28 protein-coding genes are annotated in these 26,462 nt (G+C 63.7%); 15 read left to right on the top strand and 13 right to left on the bottom strand.

Features of this window, described 5'->3' with window-relative positions; translation table 11 throughout:
• Nucleotides 1–40 precede the first annotated feature (40 nt).
• The 4 genes from ilvC to miaA all read right to left on the bottom strand — a co-directional run bounded on the left by ilvC (nucleotide 41) and on the right by miaA (nucleotide 4,693).
• Nucleotides 41–1,060 (bottom strand): ketol-acid reductoisomerase, encoded by a 1,020-nt coding sequence (gene ilvC / locus WBP06_RS07780; RefSeq protein ID WP_395333500.1) that lies wholly within the window; start codon nucleotides 1,058–1,060, stop codon nucleotides 41–43.
• Nucleotides 1,061–1,188: 128 nt separating this feature from the next.
• Nucleotides 1,189–1,707, bottom strand: a complete 519-nt coding sequence (ilvN, locus tag WBP06_RS07775; protein WP_395333497.1) for an acetolactate synthase small subunit — start codon at nucleotides 1,705–1,707, stop codon at nucleotides 1,189–1,191.
• 25 nt (nucleotides 1,708–1,732) lie between these two features.
• Complete coding sequence (gene ilvB, locus WBP06_RS07770) at nucleotides 1,733–3,475, bottom strand: biosynthetic-type acetolactate synthase large subunit (RefSeq protein ID WP_395333495.1); 1,743 nt, start codon at nucleotides 3,473–3,475, stop codon at nucleotides 1,733–1,735.
• A 216-nt stretch (nucleotides 3,476–3,691) separates the two neighbouring features.
• On the bottom strand, nucleotides 3,692–4,693 hold the full coding sequence (gene miaA, locus WBP06_RS07765) for a tRNA (adenosine(37)-N6)-dimethylallyltransferase MiaA (protein WP_395333493.1): 1,002 nt from the start codon (nucleotides 4,691–4,693) through the stop codon (nucleotides 3,692–3,694).
• Here miaA and serB point away from each other — a divergent pair.
• Both serB and WBP06_RS07755 read left to right on the top strand, forming a co-directional pair.
• A complete protein-coding gene (gene serB / locus WBP06_RS07760; protein ID WP_395333491.1) occupies nucleotides 4,686–5,570 on the top strand; it encodes a phosphoserine phosphatase SerB in 885 nt (294 codons plus the stop codon). The genes miaA and serB overlap by 8 nt on opposite strands.
• A gap of 28 nt (nucleotides 5,571–5,598) precedes the next feature.
• On the top strand, nucleotides 5,599–6,258 hold the full coding sequence (locus tag WBP06_RS07755) for a DUF1345 domain-containing protein (RefSeq protein ID WP_395333489.1): 660 nt from the start codon (nucleotides 5,599–5,601) through the stop codon (nucleotides 6,256–6,258).
• Between the two features lie 86 nt (nucleotides 6,259–6,344).
• Here WBP06_RS07755 and purL read toward each other — a convergent pair whose 3' ends face one another.
• Nucleotides 6,345–8,504, bottom strand: coding sequence for a phosphoribosylformylglycinamidine synthase subunit PurL (gene purL, locus WBP06_RS07750; protein WP_395333487.1), 2,160 nt, complete (start codon nucleotides 8,502–8,504; stop codon nucleotides 6,345–6,347).
• 156 nt (nucleotides 8,505–8,660) lie between these two features.
• Here purL and WBP06_RS07745 point away from each other — a divergent pair, with 156 nt between their 5' ends.
• The 12 genes from WBP06_RS07745 (at nucleotide 8,661) to WBP06_RS07690 (ending at nucleotide 19,338) form a co-directional block, all read left to right on the top strand.
• Nucleotides 8,661–9,152 carry a YbjN domain-containing protein gene (locus WBP06_RS07745; protein WP_395333485.1) on the top strand — a complete coding sequence of 164 codons (492 nt, stop codon included), beginning with the start codon at nucleotides 8,661–8,663 and terminating at the stop codon, nucleotides 9,150–9,152.
• A 119-nt stretch (nucleotides 9,153–9,271) separates the two neighbouring features.
• Nucleotides 9,272–9,526, top strand: coding sequence for an exodeoxyribonuclease VII small subunit (locus WBP06_RS07740; RefSeq protein WP_395333483.1), 255 nt, complete (start codon nucleotides 9,272–9,274; stop codon nucleotides 9,524–9,526).
• A 4-nt stretch (nucleotides 9,527–9,530) separates the two neighbouring features.
• Entirely contained in the window at nucleotides 9,531–10,439 is a 909-nt protein-coding gene (locus WBP06_RS07735; protein WP_395333481.1) for a polyprenyl synthetase family protein, read from the top strand.
• Nucleotides 10,436–10,840 carry a hypothetical protein gene (locus WBP06_RS07730; RefSeq protein ID WP_395333479.1) on the top strand — a complete coding sequence of 135 codons (405 nt, stop codon included), beginning with the start codon at nucleotides 10,436–10,438 and terminating at the stop codon, nucleotides 10,838–10,840. The genes WBP06_RS07735 and WBP06_RS07730 overlap by 4 nt, the downstream gene beginning before the upstream one ends.
• A gap of 44 nt (nucleotides 10,841–10,884) precedes the next feature.
• Nucleotides 10,885–11,397: a pantetheine-phosphate adenylyltransferase gene (gene coaD / locus WBP06_RS07725; RefSeq protein ID WP_395333477.1), complete on the top strand. Its 513-nt coding sequence runs from the start codon at nucleotides 10,885–10,887 to the stop codon at nucleotides 11,395–11,397.
• Nucleotides 11,398–11,485: 88 nt separating this feature from the next.
• A complete protein-coding gene (locus tag WBP06_RS07720; protein WP_395333475.1) occupies nucleotides 11,486–12,184 on the top strand; it encodes a peptidylprolyl isomerase in 699 nt (232 codons plus the stop codon).
• Nucleotides 12,185–12,234: 50 nt separating this feature from the next.
• Complete coding sequence (queA, locus tag WBP06_RS07715; protein WP_395333473.1) at nucleotides 12,235–13,269, top strand: tRNA preQ1(34) S-adenosylmethionine ribosyltransferase-isomerase QueA; 1,035 nt, start codon at nucleotides 12,235–12,237, stop codon at nucleotides 13,267–13,269.
• A gap of 42 nt (nucleotides 13,270–13,311) precedes the next feature.
• Nucleotides 13,312–14,247, top strand: a complete 936-nt coding sequence (locus tag WBP06_RS07710; protein WP_395333471.1) for an ABC transporter ATP-binding protein — start codon at nucleotides 13,312–13,314, stop codon at nucleotides 14,245–14,247.
• Nucleotides 14,244–15,017 carry an ABC transporter permease gene (locus WBP06_RS07705; RefSeq protein ID WP_395333469.1) on the top strand — a complete coding sequence of 258 codons (774 nt, stop codon included), beginning with the start codon at nucleotides 14,244–14,246 and terminating at the stop codon, nucleotides 15,015–15,017. The genes WBP06_RS07710 and WBP06_RS07705 overlap by 4 nt, the downstream gene beginning before the upstream one ends.
• A 75-nt stretch (nucleotides 15,018–15,092) precedes the next feature.
• Nucleotides 15,093–16,121 (top strand): YdiY family protein, encoded by a 1,029-nt coding sequence (locus WBP06_RS07700; protein WP_395333467.1) that lies wholly within the window; start codon nucleotides 15,093–15,095, stop codon nucleotides 16,119–16,121.
• Between the two features lie 19 nt (nucleotides 16,122–16,140).
• Nucleotides 16,141–17,265 (top strand): tRNA guanosine(34) transglycosylase Tgt, encoded by a 1,125-nt coding sequence (gene tgt, locus WBP06_RS07695; RefSeq protein WP_395333465.1) that lies wholly within the window; start codon nucleotides 16,141–16,143, stop codon nucleotides 17,263–17,265.
• Between the two features lie 72 nt (nucleotides 17,266–17,337).
• Nucleotides 17,338–19,338, top strand: coding sequence for an alpha/beta hydrolase family protein (locus WBP06_RS07690; RefSeq protein WP_395333463.1), 2,001 nt, complete (start codon nucleotides 17,338–17,340; stop codon nucleotides 19,336–19,338).
• A gap of 48 nt (nucleotides 19,339–19,386) precedes the next feature.
• On the opposite strand, the gene WBP06_RS07685 is transcribed toward WBP06_RS07690, so the two are convergent.
• The 7 genes from WBP06_RS07685 to rpiB all read right to left on the bottom strand — a co-directional run bounded on the left by WBP06_RS07685 (nucleotide 19,387) and on the right by rpiB (nucleotide 23,820).
• Nucleotides 19,387–19,551, bottom strand: coding sequence for a hypothetical protein (locus WBP06_RS07685; protein ID WP_395333461.1), 165 nt, complete (start codon nucleotides 19,549–19,551; stop codon nucleotides 19,387–19,389).
• 159 nt (nucleotides 19,552–19,710) lie between these two features.
• Nucleotides 19,711–20,325, bottom strand: a complete 615-nt coding sequence (gene rpsD / locus WBP06_RS07680; RefSeq protein ID WP_395333458.1) for a 30S ribosomal protein S4 — start codon at nucleotides 20,323–20,325, stop codon at nucleotides 19,711–19,713.
• Nucleotides 20,326–20,538: 213 nt separating this feature from the next.
• Complete coding sequence (locus tag WBP06_RS07675) at nucleotides 20,539–21,291, bottom strand: RNA methyltransferase (protein ID WP_395333456.1); 753 nt, start codon at nucleotides 21,289–21,291, stop codon at nucleotides 20,539–20,541.
• Nucleotides 21,291–21,776 (bottom strand): transcriptional regulator NrdR, encoded by a 486-nt coding sequence (gene nrdR, locus WBP06_RS07670; protein WP_395333454.1) that lies wholly within the window; start codon nucleotides 21,774–21,776, stop codon nucleotides 21,291–21,293. Before nrdR ends, WBP06_RS07675 begins: the two co-directional genes overlap by 1 nt.
• A gap of 47 nt (nucleotides 21,777–21,823) precedes the next feature.
• A complete protein-coding gene (locus WBP06_RS07665; RefSeq protein WP_395333452.1) occupies nucleotides 21,824–22,048 on the bottom strand; it encodes a hypothetical protein in 225 nt (74 codons plus the stop codon).
• Nucleotides 22,049–22,066: 18 nt separating this feature from the next.
• The gene (gene glyA, locus WBP06_RS07660) at nucleotides 22,067–23,365 is read right to left on the bottom strand and encodes a serine hydroxymethyltransferase (protein WP_395333449.1); all 1,299 of its coding nucleotides are present in this window, start codon (nucleotides 23,363–23,365) and stop codon (nucleotides 22,067–22,069) included.
• Nucleotides 23,366–23,382: 17 nt separating this feature from the next.
• Nucleotides 23,383–23,820 (bottom strand): ribose 5-phosphate isomerase B, encoded by a 438-nt coding sequence (gene rpiB, locus WBP06_RS07655; protein ID WP_395333447.1) that lies wholly within the window; start codon nucleotides 23,818–23,820, stop codon nucleotides 23,383–23,385.
• Nucleotides 23,821–24,091: 271 nt separating this feature from the next.
• On the opposite strand from rpiB, the gene WBP06_RS07650 reads away from it, so the two are divergent.
• A complete protein-coding gene (locus tag WBP06_RS07650) occupies nucleotides 24,092–25,801 on the top strand; it encodes a M28 family peptidase (protein WP_395333445.1) in 1,710 nt (569 codons plus the stop codon).
• Between the two features lie 9 nt (nucleotides 25,802–25,810).
• Here the strand turns inward: WBP06_RS07650 and WBP06_RS07645 are convergent, their stop codons facing one another.
• On the bottom strand, nucleotides 25,811–26,404 hold the full coding sequence (locus WBP06_RS07645; protein ID WP_395333443.1) for a DUF2059 domain-containing protein: 594 nt from the start codon (nucleotides 26,402–26,404) through the stop codon (nucleotides 25,811–25,813).
• Nucleotides 26,405–26,462: the final 58 nt, after the last annotated feature.

The raw sequence follows: 26,462 nt of genomic DNA, 5'->3' as shown, positions 1-26,462 counted from the left end.
CCTCCCGATTTCCGTCAAACGCGAAAATGCGTAATGGCGATCAGTTCTTTTCCTTGTCCACCAGCGCGTTGGCGCCGATCCAGGGCATCATGGCGCGCAGCTTCGAGCCGGTTTCCTCGATCGGGTGACGCTTGGCGGCGATGCGCGAAGCCTTCAGTTCCGGCTGGCCGGCGCGGTTGTCCAGCACGAAGTCCTTCACGAAACGGCCCGACTGGATGTCTTCCAGCACGCGCTTCATTTCCTTCTTGGTTTCTTCGGTGATGATGCGCGGGCCGGTCTTGATGTCGCCGTATTCGGCGGTGTTCGAGATCGAGTAGCGCATGTTGGCGATGCCGCCTTCATACATCAGGTCGACGATCAGCTTCAACTCGTGAAGGCATTCGAAGTAGGCCATTTCCGGCGCGTAGCCGGCTTCCACCAGCGTTTCGAAGCCGGCCTGGACCAGCGCGGTGGTGCCGCCGCAGAGCACGGCCTGCTCACCGAACAGGTCGGTTTCGCATTCCTCGCGGAAGTTGGTTTCGATGATGCCCGAACGGCCGCCGCCGACGCCCGAAGCGTAAGCCAGCGCCACGTCCTGCGCGTTGCCGGTCACGTCCTGGTGGATCGCGACGAGGCAGGGCACGCCGCCGCCCTTCACGTATTCGCCGCGAACGGTGTGGCCCGGGCCCTTCGGCGCGATCATGATCACGTCGATGTCGGCGCGGGGTTCGATCAGGCCGAAGTGGACGTTCAGGCCGTGGGCGAAGGCCAGCGCGGCGCCGGGCTTCAGGTTTTCATGGATGTCGGTGGCGTAGATCGCGGCCTGATGCTCGTCGGGAGCCAGGATCATGAGAACGTCGGCCCATGCGGCCGCTTCGGCGTTGGCAAGCACCTTGAAGCCGGCGCCTTCGGCCTTCTTGGCAGAGGGCGAACCCGGACGCAGCGCGATGGCCACTTCCTTGACGCCCGAATCGCGCAGGTTCTGCGCGTGGGCGTGGCCCTGGCTGCCGTAGCCGAGGATCGCGACCTTCTTGCTGGTGATCAGGTTGATGTCGCAATCGGCGTCGTAATAGACCTTCATCGTACTATCCTTTCGAGGACCCGGCCGCTCGTTCGTTTGAGGGGCTGGGCCGGATTTGAAGTGCGCCTTGCGGCGCGTGGTTCAGTTCCAGCGCCCCAATCTTTCAGGGGCTGGATGGGATTTTTCCGTCAGGCCCCTTCGGGGCCGCGGATCATGGCAACGATGCCGGTGCGGCCGACTTCCACCAGGCCAAGCTCACGCATCAGCGCCACGAAGCTGTCGATCTTGTCCGGTGCGCCGGTCAGTTCGAAGATGAAGCTGCCGGTGGTGGTGTCCACCGGGCGGGCGCGGAACACGTCGGCGATGCGCAGTGCTTCCACCCGCTTTTCACCCACGCCCGTCACCTTGATCAGCGCCAGTTCGCGCTGCACGTAGGGGCCGACTTCGGTAAGGTCGGTCACCTTGTGGACCGGCACCAGACGCTCAAGCTGGGCGTGGATCTGGTCGATCTGGCTGGGCGGGCCATGCGTCACGATGGTGATGCGGCTTACCGAGTGGTTCTCGGTAATGTCGGCCACGGTAAGGCTGTCGATGTTGTAGCCACGCGCGGTGAACAGGCCCGCTATCTTGGCGAGAATGCCGGCCTCGTTGTCGACCGTCACGGTCAGGACGTGCCGTTCCTCGGCTTCATGCTTGATGTGCATCATGATTGTTCTCTGATCTCTCGCAGTCTCAGACCAGCGCCTTGGCGGCATCGTCCATCGTACCGGCGACGGTATCGCCGTAGAGGATCATCTCGACATGCGACGCGCCCGAGGGGATCATCGGGAAGCAATTGGACTCCTTGGCGACAAGGCAGTCCACGATGACGGGGCCGTCATAGTCGATCATCGCCTGGATACCGGCATCGAGTTCGCTTTCGTTCTCGATGCGGATGCCCTTCCAGCCATAGGCCTCGGCCAGCTTCACGAAGTCCGGCAGGCTGTCCGAATAGGACTGCGAGTAACGGCTCTCGTACGTGAGTTCCTGCCACTGGCGAACCATCCCCATCCACTCGTTGTTGAGGATGAAGATCTTCACCGGCAGGCGATACTGCGTGGCGGTGCCCAGTTCCTGGATGTTCATCTGGATCGAGGCGTCGCCCGCAATGTCGATGACCAGGCTGTCCGGGTTGCCCAGCTGCGCGCCGATCGCGGCGGGCAGGCCATAGCCCATCGTGCCGAGACCACCCGAGGTCAGCCACTTGTTCGGACCGAAGAAGTGGAAGTGCTGCGCCGCCCACATCTGGTGCTGGCCCACCTCGGTAGAGATGATGGGATCCTTGTCCTTGCTCAATTCGAACAGGCGCTGGATCGCCAGCTGCGGCATGATCGCGTTGCGGTTCTCGGGGAACGAGAGGCTCTTCTTCTCACGCCAGGTTGCGACGCGGGCCTTCCACGGGGCAAGGTCCTGCGGCTTGCGATTGCCCCAGAGCGTCAGGATCTGGTCGAGCACGGTGGCGCAGTCGCCGATGATCGGCAGGTCCACGCGCACGGTCTTGTTGATCGAGGCGCGATCGATGTCGATGTGGATCTTCTTCGAATTCGGCGCGAAGGCATCGAGGCGGCCGGTCACGCGATCGTCGAAGCGGGCGCCGACGCAGATCACGAGATCCGCCTGGTTCATCGCCAGATTGGCTTCGTAGGTGCCGTGCATGCCCAGCATGCCCAGCCAGTCCGCATGGTCGGCCGGGAAGGCGCCCAGGCCCATCAGCGTGGAGGTAACCGGTGCGCCGGTCTTTTCCTGAAGTTCACGCAGCAGCGCGGTGGCGCGCGGGCCCGAGTTGATCACGCCGCCACCGGTGTAGAGCACCGGCGCCTTGGCCTTGGCGATCAGGTCGACCGCCTGCGCGATCTCGTCCGACGTGCCTTCGGTGCGCGGATCGTAGCGCTTGCGGCGCTGGATCGGGCCTTCGTGCCAGGGCGCCATCGCGATCTGGACGTCCTTGGGGATGTCGATCAGCACCGGGCCGGGGCGGCCGGTGGTGGCGATCTCGAACGCCTCGTCGATGATCGCGGCAAGGTCTGCCGGATCCTTCACGAGATAGTTGTGCTTGGTGCAATGGCGCGAGATGCCGACGGTGTCCGCTTCCTGGAAGGCGTCCGAACCGATCAGGCCGGTGGGGACCTGTCCGGTGATGACGACCAGCGGAATCGAATCCATGAAGGCGTCGGCAATGCCGGTGACGGCATTGGTCGCACCCGGGCCGGACGTGACCAGCACGACGCCCGGCTTTCCGGTGGAACGCGCATAACCCTCGGCCGCGTGAGCCGCACCAGCCTCGTGACGTACGAGGATGTGCCTAAGTCGCTCGTCACCGAAGAGGGCATCGTAGATCGGTAGCACGGCGCCGCCAGGGTAACCGAATACGAATTCGACTCCCTGCTTGACCAGGCTTTCGACCAGGATGTTCGCGCCGCTGCGCTCTTCAGTCACAATACGTTCCTTTACGACTCTCGGCAGACCCCGGGGGTAGGGCGCCTTCGAATGTTGCGGCTCGATACGCTCTTTGCCGCATGACACAACACATAGTCCGCATTTTCGCGCACTATAATGAAACCGACCCGACACGACGGACGCCGTGCCGGGTCTCCCTCTCCGCCTGCATCACTTCCACGGCAGGACGATGCGGCCTCTAGGGGGACGAAAATGTTACGTCAACCCCATAATCTGAAATAATCTATCGTCAAGGGTTTTTTGATCGAAATTTTCGTACTCAAGCCTGACCCAATCTTGCGGAGGCTGGTGGCGGAGCCAGGTGAACTGGCGCTTGGCGTAATTCCGCGTGGCCTGAGAGCCGCGGGCGACGGCGTGGTCCAGATCCCATTCGCCGCGCACGACTCCGGCCAGCTCGGGCACGCCGATAGCGCGCATTACCGGCAGGTCCGGGTCGAGATTGCGGGCGAGCAGCGCCTCCACTTCGCCCAGTGCGCCGCGTTCGATCATGCGGTCGAACCGCAAGTCGCAGCGGCGATAGAGCGCCTGCCGTTCGGGCAGGAGCACGACCGGAAACAGCGAGAGTGTGTGGCCGATGCCGCCGGTCAGTTCCGCCTGCCAGTGCGCGAGCGGCTTGTCGGTGGAGCGAACGACTTCCAGCGCGCGGGCAATGCGCGCCGAGTTGGCCGGGGCGAGGCGGGCGGCGCGCTCGGGATCTTCGATCTGGAGCGCAGCGTAGGCTTCGGCGACGGGCAGGGCGCGCACCGCCTCCCGCACGGTCGGATCGATTTCCGGAACCGGGGCGATCCCGTCCAGCAGGGTCCGGATATAGAGGCCAGTGCCGCCGACCAGGATCGGCACGGCACCTACGGCATGGACCTCGGCGATGGTTTCGCGCGCCGCCTTGGCCCAATCGGCGGCGGAACAACTGGTCGCGCCGTCCCACGCGCCGAACAGGCGATGCTCGATCCCGCCCATTTCATCGGGCAAGGGGCGGGCGCTCAAGACGGCCAGATCGGCGTAGACTTGCGAGCTGTCGGCATTGACGACGATCGCGCGACGGCCGCGCCGTTCAAGCTCCTGCCCGAGCCTTACGGCACAATCGCTCTTGCCGCTCGCGGTCGGCCCTGCAATGAGCGCGAGCGGTGGCCTGCTGTCGTGTGCAGGCTCGCCAGTGGAATTTTCATACGCAGCTTCAAGGGAATTCGCAGTGCTCATTGCGCGGCTGATAGCAGAACCCGACCACCTCTCGGCAAGAATCGATGCGGCCCGGGCCGAAATGGCAGAAAGCGGCGTGCGCCTCGCCTCGGCGGCCATGCTCGATTTCTGTGAACGGACCATGCAGATCGCCTCTCCGGACGACGATGCGGCGGCGCTGCGCAAGGCGTTGGACGACCATTTCGCGCCGACCGACGGGCTTGTCTGCGATCATGAGCCGACGATCCCCGGCCTGTTCATCTCCGACATGGATTCGACCATGATCGGGCAGGAATGCATCGACGAGCTGGGCGACTTCGCCGGCCTGAAGGAGCGCATTGCCGAGATCACCGAGCGGGCGATGCAGGGCGAACTCGATTTCGAGCAGGCGCTGCGTGAACGCGTGGGGCTGCTGAAGGGCCTTTCGGTCGATGCCATCGAGGAATGCCTGGCCAGCCGCATCCGTCCGATGCCCGGCGCGCGCACGCTGGTGGAGACGCTGAAGAAGTTCGGCTGCCGCACCGTGCTGGTAACCGGCGGTTTCCACCACTTCGCCGATCCCGTCGCCGCGCAGCTTGGCTTCGAATACGTCGTAGGCAACCGCCTTGCGGTCGAGGATGGCAGGCTGACGGGCGGCCTGGACGGCCCGATCGTCGACAGCGCCGTCAAGAAGGCCACCCTGCTGGCGGAAATCGAGGCGCTGGGCGGAAATGTTACCAGCCTTGCAACCGGCGACGGTGCCAATGATATTCCCATGTTGGAAGCAGCCACTTACGGCATCGCCTACCACGCCAAGCCCAAGGCCCGCGCAGCGGCCAACGGCTGGATCGACCGGGGTGACCTGACCAGCGTGCTGCGCCTGCTCGGCATCGACGAGCAGGAGTGGGTCCGCGTCTGATGTGACGCCTGATATGGGGGAAATGCGAATGGCCGGTGAGCGGGATACGATCTTCAACCGGCTGTCGCATCCCCGCTATCTGCTGTTCCTTGGCGTGATGGCGATCGCGGTGCTGCCGCTGTTGCAGGTGCTGCCGAAGGTCGAGGGTGTGATTACTGCCTTCGATATTGGCGTGATCGCCTTCGTGTTGTCCTGCGTACCGCTCTGGCGCCACGGCAATGCCGATATCATGCGGCGCCAGGCCCGGCGCGACGACGCCGGGCAGATCATGCTGCTGATGCTGACGGCGGTGATCACGTCCGTGGTCCTTGCCGCGCTGGGCACGCTGGTGCTCGACAACAAGCAGTTGCCGCCCGGAGAAATCGCGCTGCTGGTGGTGACGCTGCTGGCGTGCTGGACTTTCGCCAACCTGATCTACGCGTTCCACTACGCCCGCCTCTATTACACCGCGAGCGAGGGGGCGGATCACGAAGGGTTGGATTTTCCCGGCGATTGCGTGCCGGACTTTTCGGACTTCGTGAACTTCGCTTTCGTGATCGGCATGACCTGCCAGACCGCGGACATCGAGATCACCGAAACGAGCGTGCGGCGCGTGTCGACGTTCCACGGGCTGTTCGCATTCGCGTTCAACCTCGGGATCCTGGCGCTGACGGTGAACGTGCTGGCGTCCTCGACCGGCGGCGGCTGAGCCACAAGCGAGCGCTGGGCGCCAAACGAAAAGAGGGCGCCGAAGCGGCGCCCTCTCTCCAGTTCCATTCGCGGTGATGCGACGGATCAGGCTTCCATCCAGTCCTTGAAGAAGGCTTCGTTGGCCTGCTTCAGGGCGCTGATCTCGATCCCGGCGACCGTGGTGCCGCCGACAGTGCCGATCTTCACCGCGCCGGGCAGGGCGGTGCCGGCGGGAGCGGTGACGACATAGCGCGACTGGTCTTCACCGAAGGCTTCGGCCGTGGTCAGCGCAGCGTCGAGTTCGACGCCAAGGCCGCTGGCCAAAGCCATTTCCGCCAGCGCGACGAGCAGGCCGCCGTCGCTGATGTCATGAACTGCCGAAACCTTACCTGCCGCGATCCAGTCGCGGATGGAGGCGCCGTTCTCGGCTTCGGCCTTGAGGTCGACCTTGGGCGCTTCGCCCGCCTCCTGACCGGCAATCTCGCGCAGCCAGATCGACTGGCCGAGGTGCGAGCCCTGTCCGCCGAGCACGAAGACCTCGTCGCCGGCGTTCTTGAACGCGACGGTCGCCATCTTCTCGTGGTCGCCCAGCAGGCCGACGCCTCCGATGGCCGGGGTCGGCAGGATCGCCGAGCCACCGCCGGTGGCCTTCAATTCGTTGTAGAGCGAGACGTTGCCCGAGACGATCGGATAGTCGAGCGCGCGGCACGCATCGCCCATGCCGTTCAGGCAGCCGACGATCTGCGCCATGATCTCAGGGCGCTGCGGGTTCGCGAAGTTCAGGCAGTTGGTGATGGCGAGCGGAAGGCCGCCGACTGCGCTGATGTTGCGATAGGTCTCGGCCACGGCCTGCTTGCCGCCCTCATAGGGGTCTGCATAACAATAGCGGGGCGAGCAGTCGGTGCTGATCGCCAGCGCCTTCTGCGTATTGTGGATGCGCACCACGGCCGCGTCGCCGCCGGACTTCTGCATCGTGTCGCCGCCGACCTGGCTGTCGTACTGTTCCCAGATCCACTTGCGCGAGGCGAGGTCTACCGTGCCCATCAGCTTGAGCAGGTCGGCACCCACGTCGACGCTTTCCGCCACGTCGCCCATGGCCGGAACCTTGGCCCAGGCCTTGTATTCCTCAGCCGTGACGTAGGGGCGCTCGTATTCCGGTGCGTCGTCGGCCAGCGGGCCGAGCGGGATGTCGCAGACCACTTCGCCATTGAATTCGAGAACCATGTGGCCGGTGTCGGTCACTTCGCCGATCACGGCGAAGTCCAGTTCCCACTTCTTGAAGATCGCTTCGGCCATGGCTTCCTTGCCCGGCTGAAGCACCATCAGCATGCGCTCCTGGCTTTCCGAGAGCATCATCTCGTAAGGCGTCATCGCCTCTTCGCGGCAGGGCACCTTGTTCATGTTCAGGCGAATGCCGGCGCCGCCCTTGCTGGCCATTTCGACCGACGAGGAAGTGAGGCCGGCTGCGCCCATGTCCTGGATCGCGACGATCGCGTCGGTGGCCATGAGTTCGAGGCAGGCTTCGATCAGCAGCTTTTCGGTGAACGGATCGCCCACCTGCACGGTCGGGCGTTTTTCCTCGGACTTCTCGTCGAAGTCGGCAGAGGCCATGGTGGCGCCGTGGATGCCATCGCGGCCGGTCTTGGAACCGACGTAGACGATCGGGTTACCGAGGCCCGTGGCGGCCGAGTAGAAGATCTTGTCCGTCTCGGCGACGCCCACGGTCATGGCGTTGACCAGGATGTTGCCGTCGTAGGCCTTGTGGAAGTTCGTCTCGCCGCCGACGGTGGGCACGCCCACGCAGTTGCCGTAGGAGCCGATACCTTCGACCACGCCCTGAACCAAGTGCTTCATCTTCGGGTGATCGGGCCGGCCGAAGCGCAGTGCGTTCATGTTGGCGACCGGGCGGGCGCCCATGGTGAAGACGTCGCGCAGGATGCCGCCGACGCCGGTGGCCGCGCCCTGGAAAGGCTCGATGTAGCTGGGGTGGTTGTGGCTTTCCATCTTGAAGATGGCGGCCTGTCCGTCACCGATGTCGATCACGCCGGCATTCTCGCCGGGGCCGCAGATGACCCAGGGTGCCTTGGTCGGCAGCTTCTTCAGGTGGAAGCGGCTCGACTTGTACGAGCAGTGCTCCGACCACATGACCGAGAAGATGCCGAGTTCGACAAGGTTCGGCTCTCGACCAAGGGCGTTCAGGACGCGCTCGTATTCTTCGGGATTGAGGCCATGCGCCTCGACGACGTCAGGGGTGATTCCGGTCATGCGTGGCCCTTAGCCATGTCCGTCGCGCTGCGCTAGACGGCACGGACCCTGACATGAACTTTCACTTTCGGGCAAGGGGGCGATGTGTCACACGAAGAACTGTGATTGTCCGAATGAATCAGGGGATTTATGCGAAAAATCATTGCAGCTTTCGTCATGGCATTCGGGCTGGCGGCGGCCGGATCTGCAGAGGCGGCGGCAGCCCCTGCGGACGCGAAGGCCGAAGTGCAGATGGTGACCGCCAAGTCGCCGGACAGCATCGTGAAGGCATTGCAGGACGCGGGATACCGCGCGCAACTGTCCAAGGATTCGACCGGTGATCCCTTGATCAAGAGTGCGTCTTCGGGGTCGAACTTCACGATCATGTTCTACGGCTGCACCGAGGGCGCCGATTGTGCCAGCGTGCAATTCTATGCCGGCTGGACCGAGGCGACGCATTGCAGTCTCGATACGATGAACACGTTCGCCCAGAAGTATCGCTTCGTCACCCCGCTGGTGGATAGCGAGAAGGACTGCGTGATTCAGTACGACCTCGATCTGGACGAGGGCGGGATGAGCCAGGAACTGTTCCTGGATACGCTGGAATTCTGGACCGACACGATGGCCACCTTCAAGGACTACATTTACCAGGATGAGGCGGCGCAATAGCCCGGAAACGGGGCGTTTTCCGGTAGGGAGGCGCTCGTTCCGACAAGCATCGGCGACGAAACCGGAAAAGCGCCGATTGCTCCCTTGACCGGCCGGTGCGGCAAGCCCATTGCTGGGCGATGGTCGAAGATACAGAAACCATCGAAAGCCTGAGCTTCGAAGACGCGCTGCGCGAGCTTGAGGGCATCGTGCGGCGGCTTGAAAGCGGTGATGTGCCGCTTGAGGATTCGATCACGCTTTACGAAAAGGGTGAACGGTTGCGCCAGCATTGCCAGAAGCGGCTCGATGCCGCGCAGGCCCGTATCGAACGCATTGTGGCCGGCCCCGACGGCGTACCGACCGGCGTTCAGCCGTTCGACGCGGCGGATCGCTGATACCGTGACAGAGGTCGTGGTGAGCGACCCGCTGCTGGCCGAAGGGCTGGCGAGGATTGCGGACGAGATCGACCGCGCATTCGATGCATTGCTGCCGGTGCCGGACGATGCACGCAGCCGCCTGGTCGAGGCCATGCGCTATGCGGCGATCGGCGGTGGCAAGCGGCTGCGGCCGCTGCTGCTGACCGGGGTCGCGGAAATGTACGGCGTCGTTCGCGAAGCGGCGATTCGCGCGGCCATCGCCGTCGAATCGATCCACGCCTATTCGCTGATCCATGACGATCTGCCGTGCATGGACGACGATGCCGTGCGCCACGGGAAGCCCACCGTTCACATCGCCTACGATGAAGCGACGGCCGTTCTGGCGGGCGATTCCCTGCTCTCGTTCGCATTCGAAGTGCTGGGCGATCCGGGCACCAGCGCCGATCCGTTCACGCGTATCGAGCTTGTTCAGGCATTGGCCCATGCCAGCGGCGCGCAGGGCATGGCCGGCGGGCAGATGATGGACCTCGTTGCCGAGAGCAGCGAGTTCGATTTGCAGACGGTCACTCGACTTCAACAGCTTAAGACGGGCGCATTGCTGGCGGCGTCGGTGGAAATGGGCGCGATCCTCGGGCGTATTCCGCCAGAAGGCCGCACACACCTTCGCGGATACGCGCGCGACATCGGGCTGGCCTTCCAGATTGCCGACGATCTCATCGATCATGAGGGCAATGCCGAAGTCGCCGGCAAGGCCGTCGGCAAGGATGCAGCGGCCGGCAAGGAGACTTTCGTCTCACTGCTGGGTCCGGAACGTGCCCGCGAACAGGCGCGTATGCTGGTCGAGCAGGCCATCGGCCATCTGGCCCAGCACGGCAAGGAGGCCGATCTGCTGAGGGCGGTGGCACGTTACATCGTTGAGCGGGATCATTGATCCGTGCTTCGCTGCTGCTGATTGGCTTATTCCTGTCCGGCTGCCAGCGAACATCGGAGCAGGACAGGCAACTTGCTGCTTTGCCGGCCGAAGTGATGGTGCCGCAATGCACGACAATGAGGGTACGGTGGGCGTCCTATTGGACGGGGGAGGATAGAGGCGAGCGGTTCTATCGTGACGTGGTTCAAGTGTCGGCTACGCCCGATTGCATTGAAAAATGGCAGAAATCACTCGATGGAAAAGATTGGTGCGAGTACGACGAGCACGGTTGCCCGATGTATGTCCGCAGCAATGATCGCGAGTTTCTGATCGCTGGGGCTAGGGGTGATACTGTTACCATAAGCTGGCGCCATCCTTCGGCCACACCTGGAATGCACTACGTCGATAACGCGGAATTCTGACGCGGATCTAGATCGCCCGGGAAGGGGCGCGGAGCGGGGTAAAAATGTCTGAACGAATCGGGGTCTATCCCGGCACTTTCGATCCGATCACGCTGGGGCACGCCGATATAATCCGGCGCGGGTCCAAGCTGGTGGATCGGCTGATCATCGGGGTGACCACCAATCCCTCCAAGAACCCGCTCTTCACGCCTGAGGAGCGCATGGCCATGGTCGCGCGTGAAGCTGCCGCCATGGGGATCGACAACGTGACGGTCGTTGGCTTCAACGCGCTGCTGATGAAGTTCGCGCAGAAGCAGGGGGCGACGGTGATCGTGCGCGGCCTGCGTGCCGTTGCCGATTTCGAATACGAATATCAGATGGCCGGGATGAACCAGCAGCTCAATCCGAACATCGAAACCGTGTTCCTGATGGCCGATGTCGGCCTTCAGCCGATCGCTTCGAAGCTGGTCAAGGAAATCGCCACGTTCGGCGGCGATATCTCGCGCTTCGTCAGTCCCGCCGTGCGCGAGGACGTGGTGGCCCGTATCGCTGCGCAAGGTCTTCAGGGCGACTACTGAGAACGCTTGCGACAAATTCATTCATTGTCACGTCAGCCCGCGCGCTCTATCGCCGCGAGCCTGCACGGCTTCCTTCTGTGAGTAATCGATGACGTTTCGCCAGACTCTTGCCACGACGATGATCGGCCTTGCGCTGGCGGCTACGCCGGCGATGGCCAAGAAGAAGGAAGCGCCCGCACCCGCTCCCGCTGCTGTACCGATCCCGGTGGTTCTGCCTACCGTGGTCGATCCGGATATCAGCCACGATCCTGAAAACGTGCTGCTGCTTGATCTGTCCGACGGCGGCCGCGTTGCCATTCGCCTGATGCCGCAGTGGGCGCCGCATCACGTGGAGCGGATCAAGACGCTGACCGAGCAGGGCTTCTACAACGGCCAGATTTTCCACCGCGTGATCGACGGCTTCATGGCGCAGACCGGTGACCCGACGGGAACCGGTCAGGGCGGATCGAAGCTGCCCGACCTTCAGTCCGAATTCAACGCGATGCCGCATGTGCGTGGCACCGTGGCGATGGCCCGCACGAACGATCCGAACAGCGCGAACAGCCAGTTCTTCATCGTGTTCTATCCGCGCTTCTCGCTCGATCACAAGTACACGGTGTTCGGCCGCGTGATCAGCGGCATGCAGTATGTCGATGCGATCCAGCGCGGCGAGCCGCCTGCGAATCCGACCAAGATCGTTCAGGCTTCGATGGCTTCGGACAACAAGGCGCCGCCGCCGGCTGCGCCTGCGGTTCCGGCAGCCTCGACGATCACGGCCGATCAGCTGAGCAAGTCGAAGTCGAACTGAATTCCCCGAAAGAGGGTGACTTGACGATGGCGCGCGCCTAGACGCGCGCCATGCGCGTTGACCTTTTCGATTTCGATCTGCCGCCCGAGAATATTGCCCTGCGCCCCGCTCGTCCGCGCGATTCCGCGCGGATGCTGGTGGTGGAAGGGGCGGGCGAAGGCCCACTGGTCGACCGCCAGGTCCACGATCTTCCCGACATCCTGCGCCCCGGCGACGTGCTGGTGTTCAACGACACCCGTGTCATTCCCGCCCAGCTTGAAGGTCGGCGGGGAGAGGCGAAGATCGGGGCCACGCTGCACAAGCGCGTGGACTTGCGTCGTTGGCAGGCGTTCGTGCGCAACGCCAAGCGACTGAAGCCGAGCGACCGCATCGAATTCCCTGCCGATGTCGTCGCGATCGCGGAAGAGCGGCTGGACGATGGCAGCTGGATCCTGCTGTTCGAAGGCGAGGAACCGGTGGAAGTGCTGCTGGAGCGGGCAGGGCGGATGCCGCTGCCGCCCTATATCGCCGGCAAGCGCGAAACTGACGAGGCCGACCGCAGTGACTATCAGACGATGTTTGCCGAAAAGGATGGTGCCGTTGCCGCGCCGACCGCATCGCTGCATTTCACGCCGGAACTGATCGAGCGGCTGGAGGCTGCCGGGATCGTGCGCGAGACGCTGACGCTTCACGTCGGCGCGGGAACCTTCCTGCCGGTGAAGGCGGACGATACGCAGGATCACAGGATGCACGCCGAATGGGGCAGCATCGATCAGGCAACCGCGGATCGCCTGAACGCCGCGCGCGCCGCCGGCAACCGGGTAATCGCCGTGGGCACGACCAGCCTGCGCCTGCTGGAAAGCGCCACGGGCGAGGATGGCGTGATCCGTCCGTTCGAGGGCGACACCGCGATCTTCATCACGCCGGGCTATCGCTTCAGGGCGATCGACGGGCTGATGACCAATTTCCATCTGCCCAAGTCCACGCTGTTCATGCTGGTTTCGGCGCTGATGGGGCTGGACCGGATGCAGGCTGTCTACGCCCATGCCATCGCCGACGGCTATCGCTTCTATTCCTATGGGGATTCGAGCATTCTTTTGCCGTGAAGGGACTTGGAACCGTCATCGGTTTCGCGCATCACGCGGTCCATGGATGCCATTCTCGAAATCGAAGGTCTGACAAAGACCTATGACAGCGGCTTCACCGCACTTCACGGTGTCGACCTTTCGATCAACAAGGGCGAGATTTTCGCGCTGCTCGGCCCCAATGGTGCGGGCAAGACGACGCTGATCGGCGCCGTCTGCGGTCTGGTGCGGCCATCGGGCGGCACGATCCGCGCCTTTGGCGAGGACATGGGCCGCCACTGGCGCCGCCTGCGGGCAAAGGTCGGGCTGGTTCCGCAGGAACTGGCGACCGACATGTTCGAAACCGTGATTCACTCGGTCAACTACTCGCGCGGCCTCTTCGGCCTTGCGCCCGATCCGGCGCGGATCGAGGAAATCCTGCGTGCGCTCAGCCTGTGGGACAAGCGCAACGACCAGATCCGTGCTCTGTCCGGCGGGATGAAGCGCCGTGTCTTGATCGCCAAGGCTCTGGCGCATGAACCGGAACTGCTGTTCCTGGACGAGCCCACCGCCGGCGTGGACGTGGAATTACGGCGCGACATGTGGGCGCAGATCGCCCAGCTTCGCGACCGGGGCACCACCATCATCCTGACCACCCACTATATCGAAGAGGCCGAGGAAATGGCCGATCGCGTGGGCATCATCCAGGATGGCCGTATCCGCATGGTTGAGGAAACCCGCTCGCTGATGAAGCGGCTGGGCCGGACGGAGGCGCATATCGCGCTGGCCACCCCGCTTACCGCCGTGCCCGATGTGCTGGACGGCCTGAACGTCTCGCTGACCGACGACGGATCGGAACTGGTCTATCGCGGTGGCGACGGATCGGGGCAGGGCAAGGCCGAAGTGGCGCAACTGACCAAGCGCCTTGCCGCGGCGGGCATCGACTACGTCTCGATCGACATTCGTGAATCGAGCCTTGAAGACATCTTCGTCGATCTTCTGGAAGGAGCGGCGGCATGATCGCCTTCAACGCGCGCAGCACCTGGACCATCTACAAGCGCGAAGTCATGCGTGCCTTGCGCACCGCGATGCAGTCCATCCTGGCACCGGTGCTGACCACCGTGCTCTATTTCGTCGTCTTCGGTGCCGCGATCGGCGGCCGGATGCCTTCGGGCATGGGGGACGTGAACTATGGCGCCTTCATCGTGCCGGGTCTGCTGCTGTTGACGCTGCTGGCCGAGAGCGTCTCCAACGGCAGCTTCGGCATCTACATGCCGCGGTTCACCGGCGCGATCTATGAACTGCTCTCGGCCCCGGTGGGTGTGGGCGAAACACTGATCGGCTTCGTCGGCGCGGCGGCAACCAAGTCGCTGATCCTGGCCGCGATCATCCTGACGACGGCGACCTTCTTCGTCGATTACACGATCGTCCACCCGTTCTACACGCTGGGCTTCATCCTGCTGGTTTCGGCCACGTTCTCGCTGTTCGGCTTCATTCTGGGCATCTGGGCGGACAGTTTCGAGAAACTGGGCATCGTGCCGGCCCTGTTCATGGTGCCGCTGACGTTCCTGGGCGGCACCTTCTATTCGATCGACATGCTGCCCGAACCGTGGCGGTCGGTGGCCATGATCAATCCGGTGGTCTATCTGGTCAACGGGTTGCGCTGGTGCTTCTACGGCAAGTCGGATTTCCCGATCTTCATTTCGCTGGCGATGACGCTGAGCTTCCTGGCGGCCTGCGTGATCTTGATCGCGTGGATTTTCCGGACGGGTTGGCGTTTGCGTGCCTGACGGCTAGGGCCCGAATTGATTGGCTGAGGGGAGGCGGCCTGAGGGGGCAGGGATCTAAGTGGATACTTGATTGCTATGTCGATGCGTTTGATGGGTCTGCCACTGCTGTTCGCTGCCGTTCCGGCCCAGGCGCAGCCCTTGATTCATCTCCCCCCCGCTCCCGAAGCGGTGCCCTTCATCGTGCCGGTCTGGCCGGTGGCGCTGCCGGCCTATCCCTGGCCCATTCCTTTCGTTCCCGCCGGCCCGCCGCGTCTGGCGGAGAATGTGCGCGCCATGCTCGAATCGGCGATGCGTACCGGTGATTCGGCAACGGTGGCCGCCGTCGTGAAAGTTGCGATCGACACGCAGCCTTACGACAAGGACGAGATCCGGGCGATGCAGAAGGCCTTCAACGACGATATGGCCCGCCAGCTTGCCGCCAAGGCCAATGCGGAAACGCAACGCATCCGCAATTCGGACATTCTCGAACTCTGGACCGGCAAAGTGGAACTGGGCGCCTTCCGCGCGACCGGGAACACCAGCAATTTCGGCTATAGCGGCGCGCTGAATCTCGATCGCAAGGGGATCAACTGGCAGCACACGATCCAGGCCACCGCCGATTACCAGAAGGACCGGGGTGCGGTTACGCGTGAGCAGTACCTTGCCAGCTACCAGGCCCGCTACACCCTGAACGACGGTCTGTTCACCTTCGGCCGCACCCAGTGGGAAAGCAACAAGATCCAGGGGTATTACGACCGCTATTCGCTTTCGACCGGGCTTGGCTACCGCGTGATCAAGCGCAAGGACATGACCCTTTCGATGGAACTCGGTCCGGCCGTGCGACGCACACTCTACGTCACCGATCCGGCGGAGACCACGTGGTCGACGCTGGCATCGCTGGATTTCAGCTGGAACGTCGACAATGCGCTGAAGTTCACGCAGACGGCATCGTCCTACATCGAAACGGGGAACAGCACGTTCACGACACTCACCGGGATCGAGGCCGGCATGTCGAAACACCTGAAGGCCAAGCTGTCCTATTCGTTCGAACATGAGACGTCTCCGCCCGACGGAACGCTGAAGACGGACACGATTTCGCGCTTCTCGCTGGTCTATGGCTTCTGAATTGGATAACGGGCGGGGCATGAACCCCCGTTTCGAATTTTCCATCCACGCCACCGACGGCAAGGCCCGCACCGGCGTCATCAAGATGCGTCGCGGCGAAATCCGCACGCCCGCCTTCATGCCGGTCGGCACGGCCGCCACGGTGAAGGCGATGAAGCCGCAGGACGTGCGCGCCACGGGCGCCGACATCATCCTGGGCAATACCTATCACCTGATGCTGCGGCCGGGCGCCGAGCGCGTGGCGCGGCTGGGTGGGCTGCACAAGTTCATGAACTGGGATCGCCCGATCCTGACGGACAGCGGCGGCTATCAGGTGATGAGCCTGTCGGACTTGCGCAAGATCACCGAGAACGGGGTGACGTTCGCCAGCCACCTGGACGGTTCGCGCCACTTGCTGACGCCTGAGCGCTCGATGGAAATCCAGCGCCTGCTCGGTTCGGACATCGTCATGTGCTTCGACGAATGCCCGAAGATCGACCAGCCGCGCGATGTGATCGCACGTTCCATGGAAATGTCGATGCGCTGGGCGAAGCGCAGCCGCGACGGCTTCGACAGCGGCGGCGAACATGCCGCCAACTCCGCCCTGTTCGGCATCCAGCAGGGTGCGTTGGACGAAGGACTGCGCAAGGCATCGGCCGATGCGCTGATGGATATCGGCTTCGACGGTTACGCCATCGGTGGCCTTGCCGTGGGCGAGGGGCAGGAGGCGATGTTCGCCACACTGGAATTCGCGCCCCAGCAGCTTCCGGCGGACCGTCCGCGCTATCTGATGGGCGTGGGCAAGCCGGACGACCTGGTGGGCGCGGTGGAGCGCGGCGTGGACATGTTCGATTGCGTCCTGCCCAGCCGCTCAGGCCGCAACGGACAGGCCTTCACCTGGACCGGCCCGCTGAACTTGCGCAATGCCAAGCACGCGGAAGACAACGGCCCGCTGGACGAACGCTGCAAGTGTCCCACTTGCGCCACGTACAGCCGCGCTTACCTCCACCACCTGGTGAAATCCGGCGAGATCCTTGGCTCCATGCTGATGACCGAGCATAATATCTCGTTCTACCAGCAGCTTATGCAGGGGATGCGCGACGCGATCGCCGAAAGCCGCTTTGCCGCCTTTGCCGCCGATTTCCGCCGCGAATACTTTGGCTGACGTGTCGATATTTTAACTTCCTCCCCCGATGAATTCGGCCCTATCGCGCCGGGTTTGATTTTGGGGGATTTCATGAAAAGGTTCGTTGCGTCGGCATCGTTGGCGGCGCTTGCCTATGCCGGGTTGGGTTCGGTGGCGCAGGCTGCCGCCCCGGGACAGGAGGAGAGTGCCGAAACTGTCGCGGCGCTGTTCGGCGCGCGTGAAGCGGTGCAGGAAGCCAGCCTTTCGCCCAACGGCATGAAGATCGCGATGGTGCAGTCGATCGGCACGGCGGGTACTGCCGTGGCCGTCGCGGAATACGACAAGGATCCGAAGCTTCGCACCCTGTTGGTTTCCAACCGCTCGGCCGAGAAGATCCGGCATTGCTCCTGGCCATCGGATAGCGAGCTGATTTGCAGCGTTTCCGTGGCGGACAATCAGATGAACCTCTATTCGCGCCTTGTCGCAGTCTATCTGGACGGCAAGCCGCTGAAGGTCGTCACGCCGTCGGAGAGTTCGCGTGCGCTGGGCTTCACCTGGTACGGCGGCGGCGTTATCGACTGGACGGGCTCGAAGCCCGGCGAAGTGCTGATGATGCGTCAGTTCGTGCCTGAACGGGAAATCGGCACGCATCTCGCCAGCACGCTGGAAGGCATCGGCGTCGAGAGCGTGGACGTTCGAACGCTGCGCCGCACCACGATTGAGAAGCCGGTTCCGGATGCGATGGACTATATCACCGACGGACGTGGCACGGTCCGCATCCGCGGCCTCAACCCCACCACCAGCGGGGGGTACGATACCAACGTCGTCAACTACTTCTATCGCACGAAGGATTCGCGTTCGTGGGATCTGCTCAGCAAGGTGACCTTCAATGCGTCCGGCACGACGACCGGATTCCAGCCGGTGGCGGTCGATCCGACGATGGATGCCGCCTACGGCTTTGAGCGCAAGGACGGCTATCTGGCGCTTTATCGGCAGAAGCTGGATGGCAGCAAGACGCGCGATCTGGTGTTCAGCAAGCCCGGGATCGAAGTGGACGATCTGGTTCGCCTGGGTCGCGGCCAGCGCGTCGTCGGGGTCTCTTATGCGAGCGATTATCGCAAGGTCGACTATTTCGATCCGGAACTGGCGGCTTTGCGCAACGCCTTGGGCAAGGCGCTGCCGGGTGGTCCGTCGGTCGATTTCATCGCCTCCAGCGAGGATGAGAGCAAGCTGGTGACCTTTGTTGGCAGCGATGTCGATCCGGGGCGTTACTATCTTTACGACAAGGGAACGCGGCATCTTGAGGAAGTGTTGCCGCTGCGGCCGGCGCTTGAAGGGCGCAAGCTTGCAGCGATGAAGCCGGTGCAGTTCCCTGCGGCCGACGGCACCATGATCCCGGCCTACCTGACGCTGCCGCCGGGCAGCGACGGCAGGAACCTGCCCACGATCGTCATGCCGCACGGCGGCCCCGCCTCACGCGACGAATGGGGCTTCGACTGGCTGGTGCAGTTCTTCGCCGCGCGTGGCTTTGCCGTGCTGCAGCCGAATTTCCGCGGTTCCGCCGGCTTTGGTGAGGCGTGGTTCGAAAAGAACGGCTTCCAGTCATGGCGCACGGCTGTGGGCGATGTGGACGATGCCGGGCGTTGGCTCTTGTCCAGCGGGATTGCCGCGAAGGGCAAGCTGGCGATCGTCGGCTGGTCCTATGGCGGCTATGCGGCGCTGCAGTCCGGCGTACTCGATCCGGGGCTCTACAAGGCGATCGTGGCGATTGCGCCGGTGACCGACCTCAGTTCCCTGCGGCAGGATCATCTCAATCTCTCGGACTACCGATTGGTCGACCAGCAGATCGGCGACGGTCCGCACGTCTCCCAGGGGTCACCGGCGCAGAACGCTGCCGCGATCCAGGTCCCCGTGCTGATGTTCCACGGGGAGTGGGATCTGAACGTCAGCGTCCACCAATCGCAGATGATGGAGCGCCGCCTGCGCGATGCTGGAAAGCAGGTGCAGCTGGTCACGTTCCCGGGACTTGCGCACTCGCTGGATGACAGCGCGGCGCGAACCCGGCTCTTGCAGCAGAGCGACAGCTTCCTGCGTCAGGCGATGGGGCTGTAACGGGCAATCGAGTGGCGGATCCGGGCAGGCCGAATCCGCTACCTCACGTCAGGCCTTGCTGCATTCCAGCGTCGTTTCGGGATAGGCCACGAAACGGCCCGAGCGGGCGTCGAAGAAACCGGCGCCGATGCGGCTTGCGAAGCGCTGTGCCATTTCGAGCGTGGCGTACCATTTGCCGGTGTGATGCGGGGTTACGAATCTGAATCGAGACATGGTGCTGGTCCAATGCCTGCAATCCGTGTCGGTTCCCTGACAGTCTGCTCGTCTCGGCGCAAATTCAGGCACTTCGTCGCAGGGGAAACGATTCCTCACAAACAAAAAGGGCGGCTCCGAAGAGCCGCCCTTCCTATTTCTGGTCGAAAGACCCGAAACTTAGCGCGAGTAGAACTCGACGACCAGGTTCGGTTCCATCTTCACCGGGTAGGGCACTTCGTCCAGCGTCGGGACGCGAACGAAGGTCACCTTGTCGGTGCCGTCCTGAGCGACGTAGTCGGGAACGTCACGCTCGGGCAGGGCCTGAGCTTCGACGATCAGGGCCATTTCCTTGGCCTTGTTGCCCAGGCTGATGATGTCGCCAACCTTCACGCGACGCGAAGCGATGTTGCACTTCACGCCGTTCACGCGGATGTGGCCGTGCGAAACGATCTGGCGGGCTGCGAAGATGGTCGGAGCGAACTTCGAACGGTACACGACCATGTCCAGGCGCTGCTCAAGCAGGCCGATCAGGTTCTGGCCGGTGTCGCCCTTCATGCGCGAGGCTTCCTGGTAGGTAGCCTTGAACTGCTTCTCGGTCACGTCGCCGTAGTAGCCCTTGAGCTTCTGCTTGGCGCGCAGCTGCAGACCGTAGTCCGACAGCTTGCCCTTGCGGCGCTGGCCGTGCTGGCCCGGGCCGTAGCTGCGGCGGTTGACCGAGCTCTTCGGGCGACCCCAGATGTTCTCGCCCATGCGACGGTCGAGTTTGTACTTGGCGCTCTTGCGCTTCGACATAAGTCGTCTCCTTTTCTGCTTGCCGCTTTCACTGCGAAAGCGATCCGTGTTTTCCCGGGGCGCACCATTCCGCCTATTTCGCGGAATGCGGCCGCCGCTTCACCGGGGTGCGGGGCCGAATGGACGGACCTGTCAAGAAGGCAGGCGCCATGTGAAGGGGTGCCCCATACGGGCTCGGGCAGGAATGTCAAGCAAGACTGGCGGGAAACCCCATCAATCTCGCGGGCGACGGCTGTTTCCGAGGGCAGAGAGCACACCGCGAAGGGTGCGCACTTCGAGGTGATTCCAGCCCGGCTTCGTGAGAAGATTGCGCAAGGTCAGCCGGTTGGCTGCCGCACGCGTTTCGGGCCAGAAATAGTTCTTGGGTTCGAGCAATTGCTCGAAGTGGCCGATAAGGCCTTCCAATTCTTCCTGCGGAGCAGGGGGAAGCAGTTCCTCCACGGTCGGCTGCGCCAGTTCGCCAGAGGCGACGACGCCCTTCGACCATTCGTAGGAACAGAGGATCACCGCCTGCGCCAGATTGAGTGAGGCAAATTCCGGATTGATCGGTACCGTCAGGATCGCGCGGGCAAGCGCGACATCCTCGGTTTCGAGGCCCGAACGCTCGGGACCGAACACGTAGGCGGAGCGGCCCCCTGATACACGCACCGCTTCATGCACTTCACGCGCGGCCTGCTCGGGCGTGACGACCGGCTTGGTGACGCCGCGCTTGCGCACGGTGGTGGCATATACGTTGGCGCAATCGGCCACGGCCTCGGCCAGCGTCTCGTAAACTTTCGCGTGTTCCAGCACCACGTCGGCGCCGGCAGCGGCAGGACCGGCCGAGGGATTGGGCCAGCCATCGCGCGGGGCGACGAGGCGCATCTCGGTGAGGCCGAAGTTGAGCATGGCGCGGGCGGCCTTGCCGATGTTTTCGCCCAGTTGCGGGCGGACCAGCACGATGACCGGCTTGTTCACGTCAGCCATTATTCGGCGTCCCTGCCATTATTGCCTTGACCGGCGACGTCACGCACGGTGCCGGCAAAAGCCTCAAAATCGCGCGCTTCGTTGAAGGCGCGGTAGACGGAGGCGAAGCGGATATAGGCGACCGAATCGAGTTGGCGCAGCCCCTCCATCACCATCTCGCCGATCTCGCGCGAGGGGACTTCGGATTCGCCCAGCGTTTCCACCTGGCGCTGCACGCCGGAGACGAGCTGGTCGATCTTCTCGCGCTCGATCCCGCGTTTGCGGCAGGCCAGGGTAACCGACTGTTCGATCTTGGCGCGGTCGAACGGTTCGCGCGCATCGTCGCTTTTCACGACGGTGATCTCGCGAAGCTGGACGCGTTCGAACGTGGTGAACCGCGCGCCGCAGCTGGAACACTGGCGGCGGCGGCGGATTGCCGTGTTGTCCTCGGTCGGGCGGCTGTCCTTGACCTGGGAATCGTCGTGGGCGCAGAAAGGACAGCGCATTCAGTCAGTTACTTTCAATTCTTGAGCACAGTCTGCTTGGTGTGTGCTCAGGGGCGCACGCGCTTGTAGAACTGGTATCCCGCGCCGACCGCAAGGCCCAGCGGGATCGAGACGAACGGCAGCACGGCGCCGGCGACCGCCCCCGCCGCGCCCCAGATCAGCACCGGCTTGGTCGATGGATGGTCAAGGCCATCCTGCAACATGCCGGCAAGCTCGTGGCGTGCGTCGGCAATGAAGTCACCGGTGTCGTTGGGGCGGTCGGGGTCGGTCATGGCACCAAGGCTCCTGAATCAGTCCTCGTAGATCGGGAATCGATCACACAGAGCCTCAACGCGCGCGCGCACGTTCTGCTCCACCTGAGCGTCGCCCGCTTCGCCGCACTTGGCAAGGCCGTCCAGCACGTCGGCAACCATGTTGCCGATTTCGCGGAATTCTTCCGGACCGAAACCGCGGGTGGTGCCGGCAGGCGAGCCGACACGGATGCCGCTGGTCTTCATCGGCGGCAGCGGATCGAAGGGGATGCCGTTCTTGTTGCAGGTGATGCCCGCACGTTCCAGCGCCTCATCCGCGTCCTTGCCGGTAACGCCCAGTGGCGAGAGGTCGATCAGGGCGAGGTGGGTGTCGGTGCCGCCCGAAACGATCGCGGCGCCACGCTCCTTGAGCGTTGCGGCGAGGACCTGTGCGTTCTCGATCACACGCGCAGCGTAATCCTTGAACTCGGGGCGCAGCGCTTCACCGAAGGCGACGGCCTTGGCGGCGACGACGTGCATCAGCGGGCCGCCCTGAAGGCCGGGGAACACCGCCGAGTTGATCTTCTTGGCCAGCGCCTCGTCATTGGTGAGGATCATGCCGCCACGCGGGCCGCGCAGCGTCTTGTGCGTGGTGGTGGTGGCGATGTGCGCGTGCGGGAAGGGCGAGGGGTGCAGGCCAGCGGCGACGAGGCCGGCGAAATGCGCCATGTCGACCTGGAACAGCGCGCCCACGGCATCGGCGATCTCGCGCATACGCTTGAAGTCGATCACGCGCGGATAGGCGGAGCCACCCGCGATGATCAGCTTGGGCTGGTGTTCCTTGGCCAGGGCCTCAACCTCATCGTAGTCGATCAGGTGGGTGTCCTTGGTCACGCCGTACTGCACGGCCTTGAACCACTTGCCCGAAAGCGCGGCCCGGGCGCCATGGGTAAGGTGGCCACCGGCATCGAGGCTCATGCCCATGATGGTGTCGCCGGGCTTCACGGTGGCGAGGAGAACCGCGCCGTTGGCCTGCGCGCCCGAGTGGGGCTGGACGTTGGCGAAACCGCAGTCGAACAGCTGCTTGGCGCGTTCGATGGCCAGCGTCTCGACTTCGTCCGAAGGCTCGCAGCCCTGGTAGTAACGCTTGCCGGGGTAGCCTTCGGCATACTTGTTGGTCAGTACCGAGCCCTGGGCTTCCAGCACGGCCTTGGAAACGATGTTTTCCGAGGCGATCAGTTCGATCTGCTTGCGCTCACGCTTCAGTTCGTGGCCGATGGCCTTGGCGACGGCGGGGTCGCTGTCGGCAACGCCGTCAGTGAAGAAGCCGGCGGAACGGATGGCGGTTTCTACAGTCATGTTCGGGCTTCTCCGTTTCAGAAGACGGGGTTGGAAAGCTTTTCGACGCGGCCGGCGTGGCGTCCGCCACCGAACTCGGTCGAAAGGAAGGCATCGAGGCAGGCCTTGGCCATGTCTTCGCCGGTCAGGCGGGCGCCCATGGCGATGACGTTGGCATCGTTGTGCTCACGCGCCAGCGCGGCCGAAAGCGGCTCGGAGACGAGCGCGCAGCGGCAGGCCGGGTCGCGGTTCACGGCGATCGAGATGCCGATGCCCGAACCGCAGAGTGCGACGCCGAACTGGGCGGTGCCATCGGCAACGACCGAGGCCAGCTTGTAGCCATAATCGGGATAGTCGACGCGGTCGGCGGTTTCGGGGCCGAGATCGGCAACTTCGTGGCCGATTTCGATGAGGTATTCACGCAGGGTCGCCTTGAGGTCGACGGCGGCGTGGTCTGAAGCAATCGCAATGCGCATGGGATCGGTTTGCCTGTCCTGATGCGGGGAGTCGTTTGCGCACCCCCTTAGTCGTGAGTTCGTCGCAATGCCACCATTGTTGACATGCCGGTTTGCAATTGCCGGAAGTGGGGCATTCAAAGGGGATTTCCGAAGAAATTCGCGGGAGGCGGCATCGGGTTGGCGCACCTATGCTGCATTCGAACCAGCGGGAGTGTGGCCTGTTCGGCCCCTGTGATTGACAGTCATGGCTGCAGGACGGATGTTCTCCCTTTCTGCGAAGAGGTTAGCGGTGAAGTCGGCAAAGCTTCTGATCGTTTCACTGCTTCTGGCGGTCGTCCTTGCGATAGTGGGAACCACGCCGCCTTCGCCCGCGCCGTCCACCGCACCGGAAGAGGCCTTTGCCGTCGGCCGGGTCATGACCGATGTGGCCGAGATCGGGCGTGCCCCGCACCCAAGCGGATCGCCGCAGCTTTCAGCGTTGCGCGGCTATCTGATGGACCGACTCGGCGCCTTCGGTATGGCGGTACATACGCAGGAGGCCCTTTTTCCTGCGGACGCGCGGGACGTTCTGAACCACCGCAGCGGTGCGCAGATGGCGCAGATTCCGCTGGTCAACATAGTCGCCGTGCTGCCCGGCAAGGATCGGGACCTGCCGGCGGTGGCGCTGATGGCCCATTACGACAGCGTCTGGGGCTCTTCCGCAGCGGCCGACGATGGTGCGGGCGTCGCCTCGATCCTGGAGACGATGCGCGCCCTTTCGCAGGATCGCGATCGCCGGCGCGACGTGATCGTCATCCTCACCGATGGCGAGGAAGCCGGGCTCAACGGTGCGAAGCTGTTCTTCGGGCAGGCGCCGGAGGCGAAGCGGATCGGCGCTTTGATCAATCTGGAAACGCGCGGGGGTGGGGGCAAGGCCAACCTGTTCCAGACTTCGGCGATGAACGGCGATGTTGCGCGGCTTTGGGCGGCGACCGCGCCGCACCCGGCCGGAACTTCGCTGGCGACATTCATCTACAGCGTGCTGCCCAACGACACAGACCTGACGGTGGCGCTGCCGCATGGCTACGCGGCGTGGAACTTTGCATTCATCGGTCGGCCGGGGCTCTACCATTCGCCGATGGCGACGCCGGTCAATCTCGATCGCGGTTCGCTGCAGCAGATGGGCGAACAGACCCTGGGGCTGGCGCGGACGATGGCCAAGGCGCCGGAACTGCCCGGCAAGTCCCCTGACATCGTGTTCTTCGACGTGTTCGGCCTGTTCGCCGTGCACTATGCGGCGTGGTGGGGTTGGGCGATGCTGGCGGTGGGCTTCGTGGGCTATGGCACTTTGGCGCTACGCCGCTTTGAGGGGCGTGCTTTCCTTGGCGGCGCGGCGCGGATGCTGGGCCTGATCGTGGCGACGGCGGGCGTGTTGGTTCTGCTCAACATGCTGTCGAATGGAAGCCTGGTGAATTACTACGACCGGCTTGCCGCGATACCCAGGCTGCAGATCATGGCGTTTTGCGCGAGCATTGCCGTTGCCCTGATCGTGCTGGGCAGGAAGCCGGACGGTGTCGCGGGTGAGGCGGGGCTGGTGCTGCCGGTGCTGGTGGCGGGAACGGCGTTTCAGGCTTTCGCGCCCACGGCGGCCTATGTTCTGGCGGTGCCGCTGTTGCTGGGCGGCGCGGTGGCGCTGCTGCGCGCGTTTGGCCCCGACAGCTTGGCGCGAGCCGCTGGCGTGGTGGTTGCCGGTGTGGTGACGGGATACGCGCTCATGCTGGGCTATTCGCTGCTGCAGGCGGTGGGGCCGACGATGCCGGCGGTTGCCGTGCTGCCGCTGGCGATCGCCGCATGTGCACTGGTGCCTTTGCGTCCACCGTTTTCGTTGCGCGGGTCACGAACGCTGGCGGTGCTGCTGATGCTGGCGGCGATCGCGGTTTCGCTGTGGGTTCGTCTTGACGCGCCGGCGCCTACGGTCGCGGCCTATACCGACCAGCGCAAGAACACTGGTCGGCGTTGAGCAGGCTGATCAGCTTTTGGGTACAGCCTGTGGGTGCGTCTTCAGGTAGGCTTCCACCTTGGTCTTGAGATCGAGGGAAATCTGCTGCGAAAGTACGGTCACGTCCTTGAAGTAGGCGGTGTTTACGGCGGCGACATCAGGATCCGACATCACTTCCATGCTTTGCTGCAGGAAGCGGGAGCCGCTGGGCGTCTGGGCGAATGTCCGAACGTCCTGCAGCTCCGTCAGGGTGAACTTGCGGGCATAGGCCTTGGCGATGGCATCCATCTGCTTGGGCAGGAATGCACTGACGGCCGGCTTCAGAAGCTCTGGGATCGAATTGAAGTAATCGTTCATGATCTGCCTGAGGCCGGCATCGTGAATGGTGTCTATCGGGGCACCGGATTTGAACTGGGCGCTAATCACCGTCAGCAGCTTCTGCATCATCGCATCGCGCTGTTCGGGCGGCCATGCCAGCGTGACGATATCGTGTGCGACCGCTAGACGCCCTTGATCGACAGGCTGCGAATTGGCCGGAGAAGGTGCCGACTGGGCTTGCGCCGGAGCGGCGATGGCAAGAGCGGAAAGGCCGAGAACGGCCGCTGCGCAAGAAGCACGGAACATCAGGTATTTCCCCCGTTCGAACCACGCGGACGCGCGGTGGTTCGCTTCGCTATGCGGC

This window comes from Novosphingobium mississippiense, from assembly GCF_044029535.1.
Classification (GTDB): domain Bacteria; phylum Pseudomonadota; class Alphaproteobacteria; order Sphingomonadales; family Sphingomonadaceae; genus Novosphingobium.
This window is presented reverse-complemented; position numbering and strand designations above follow the sequence as displayed.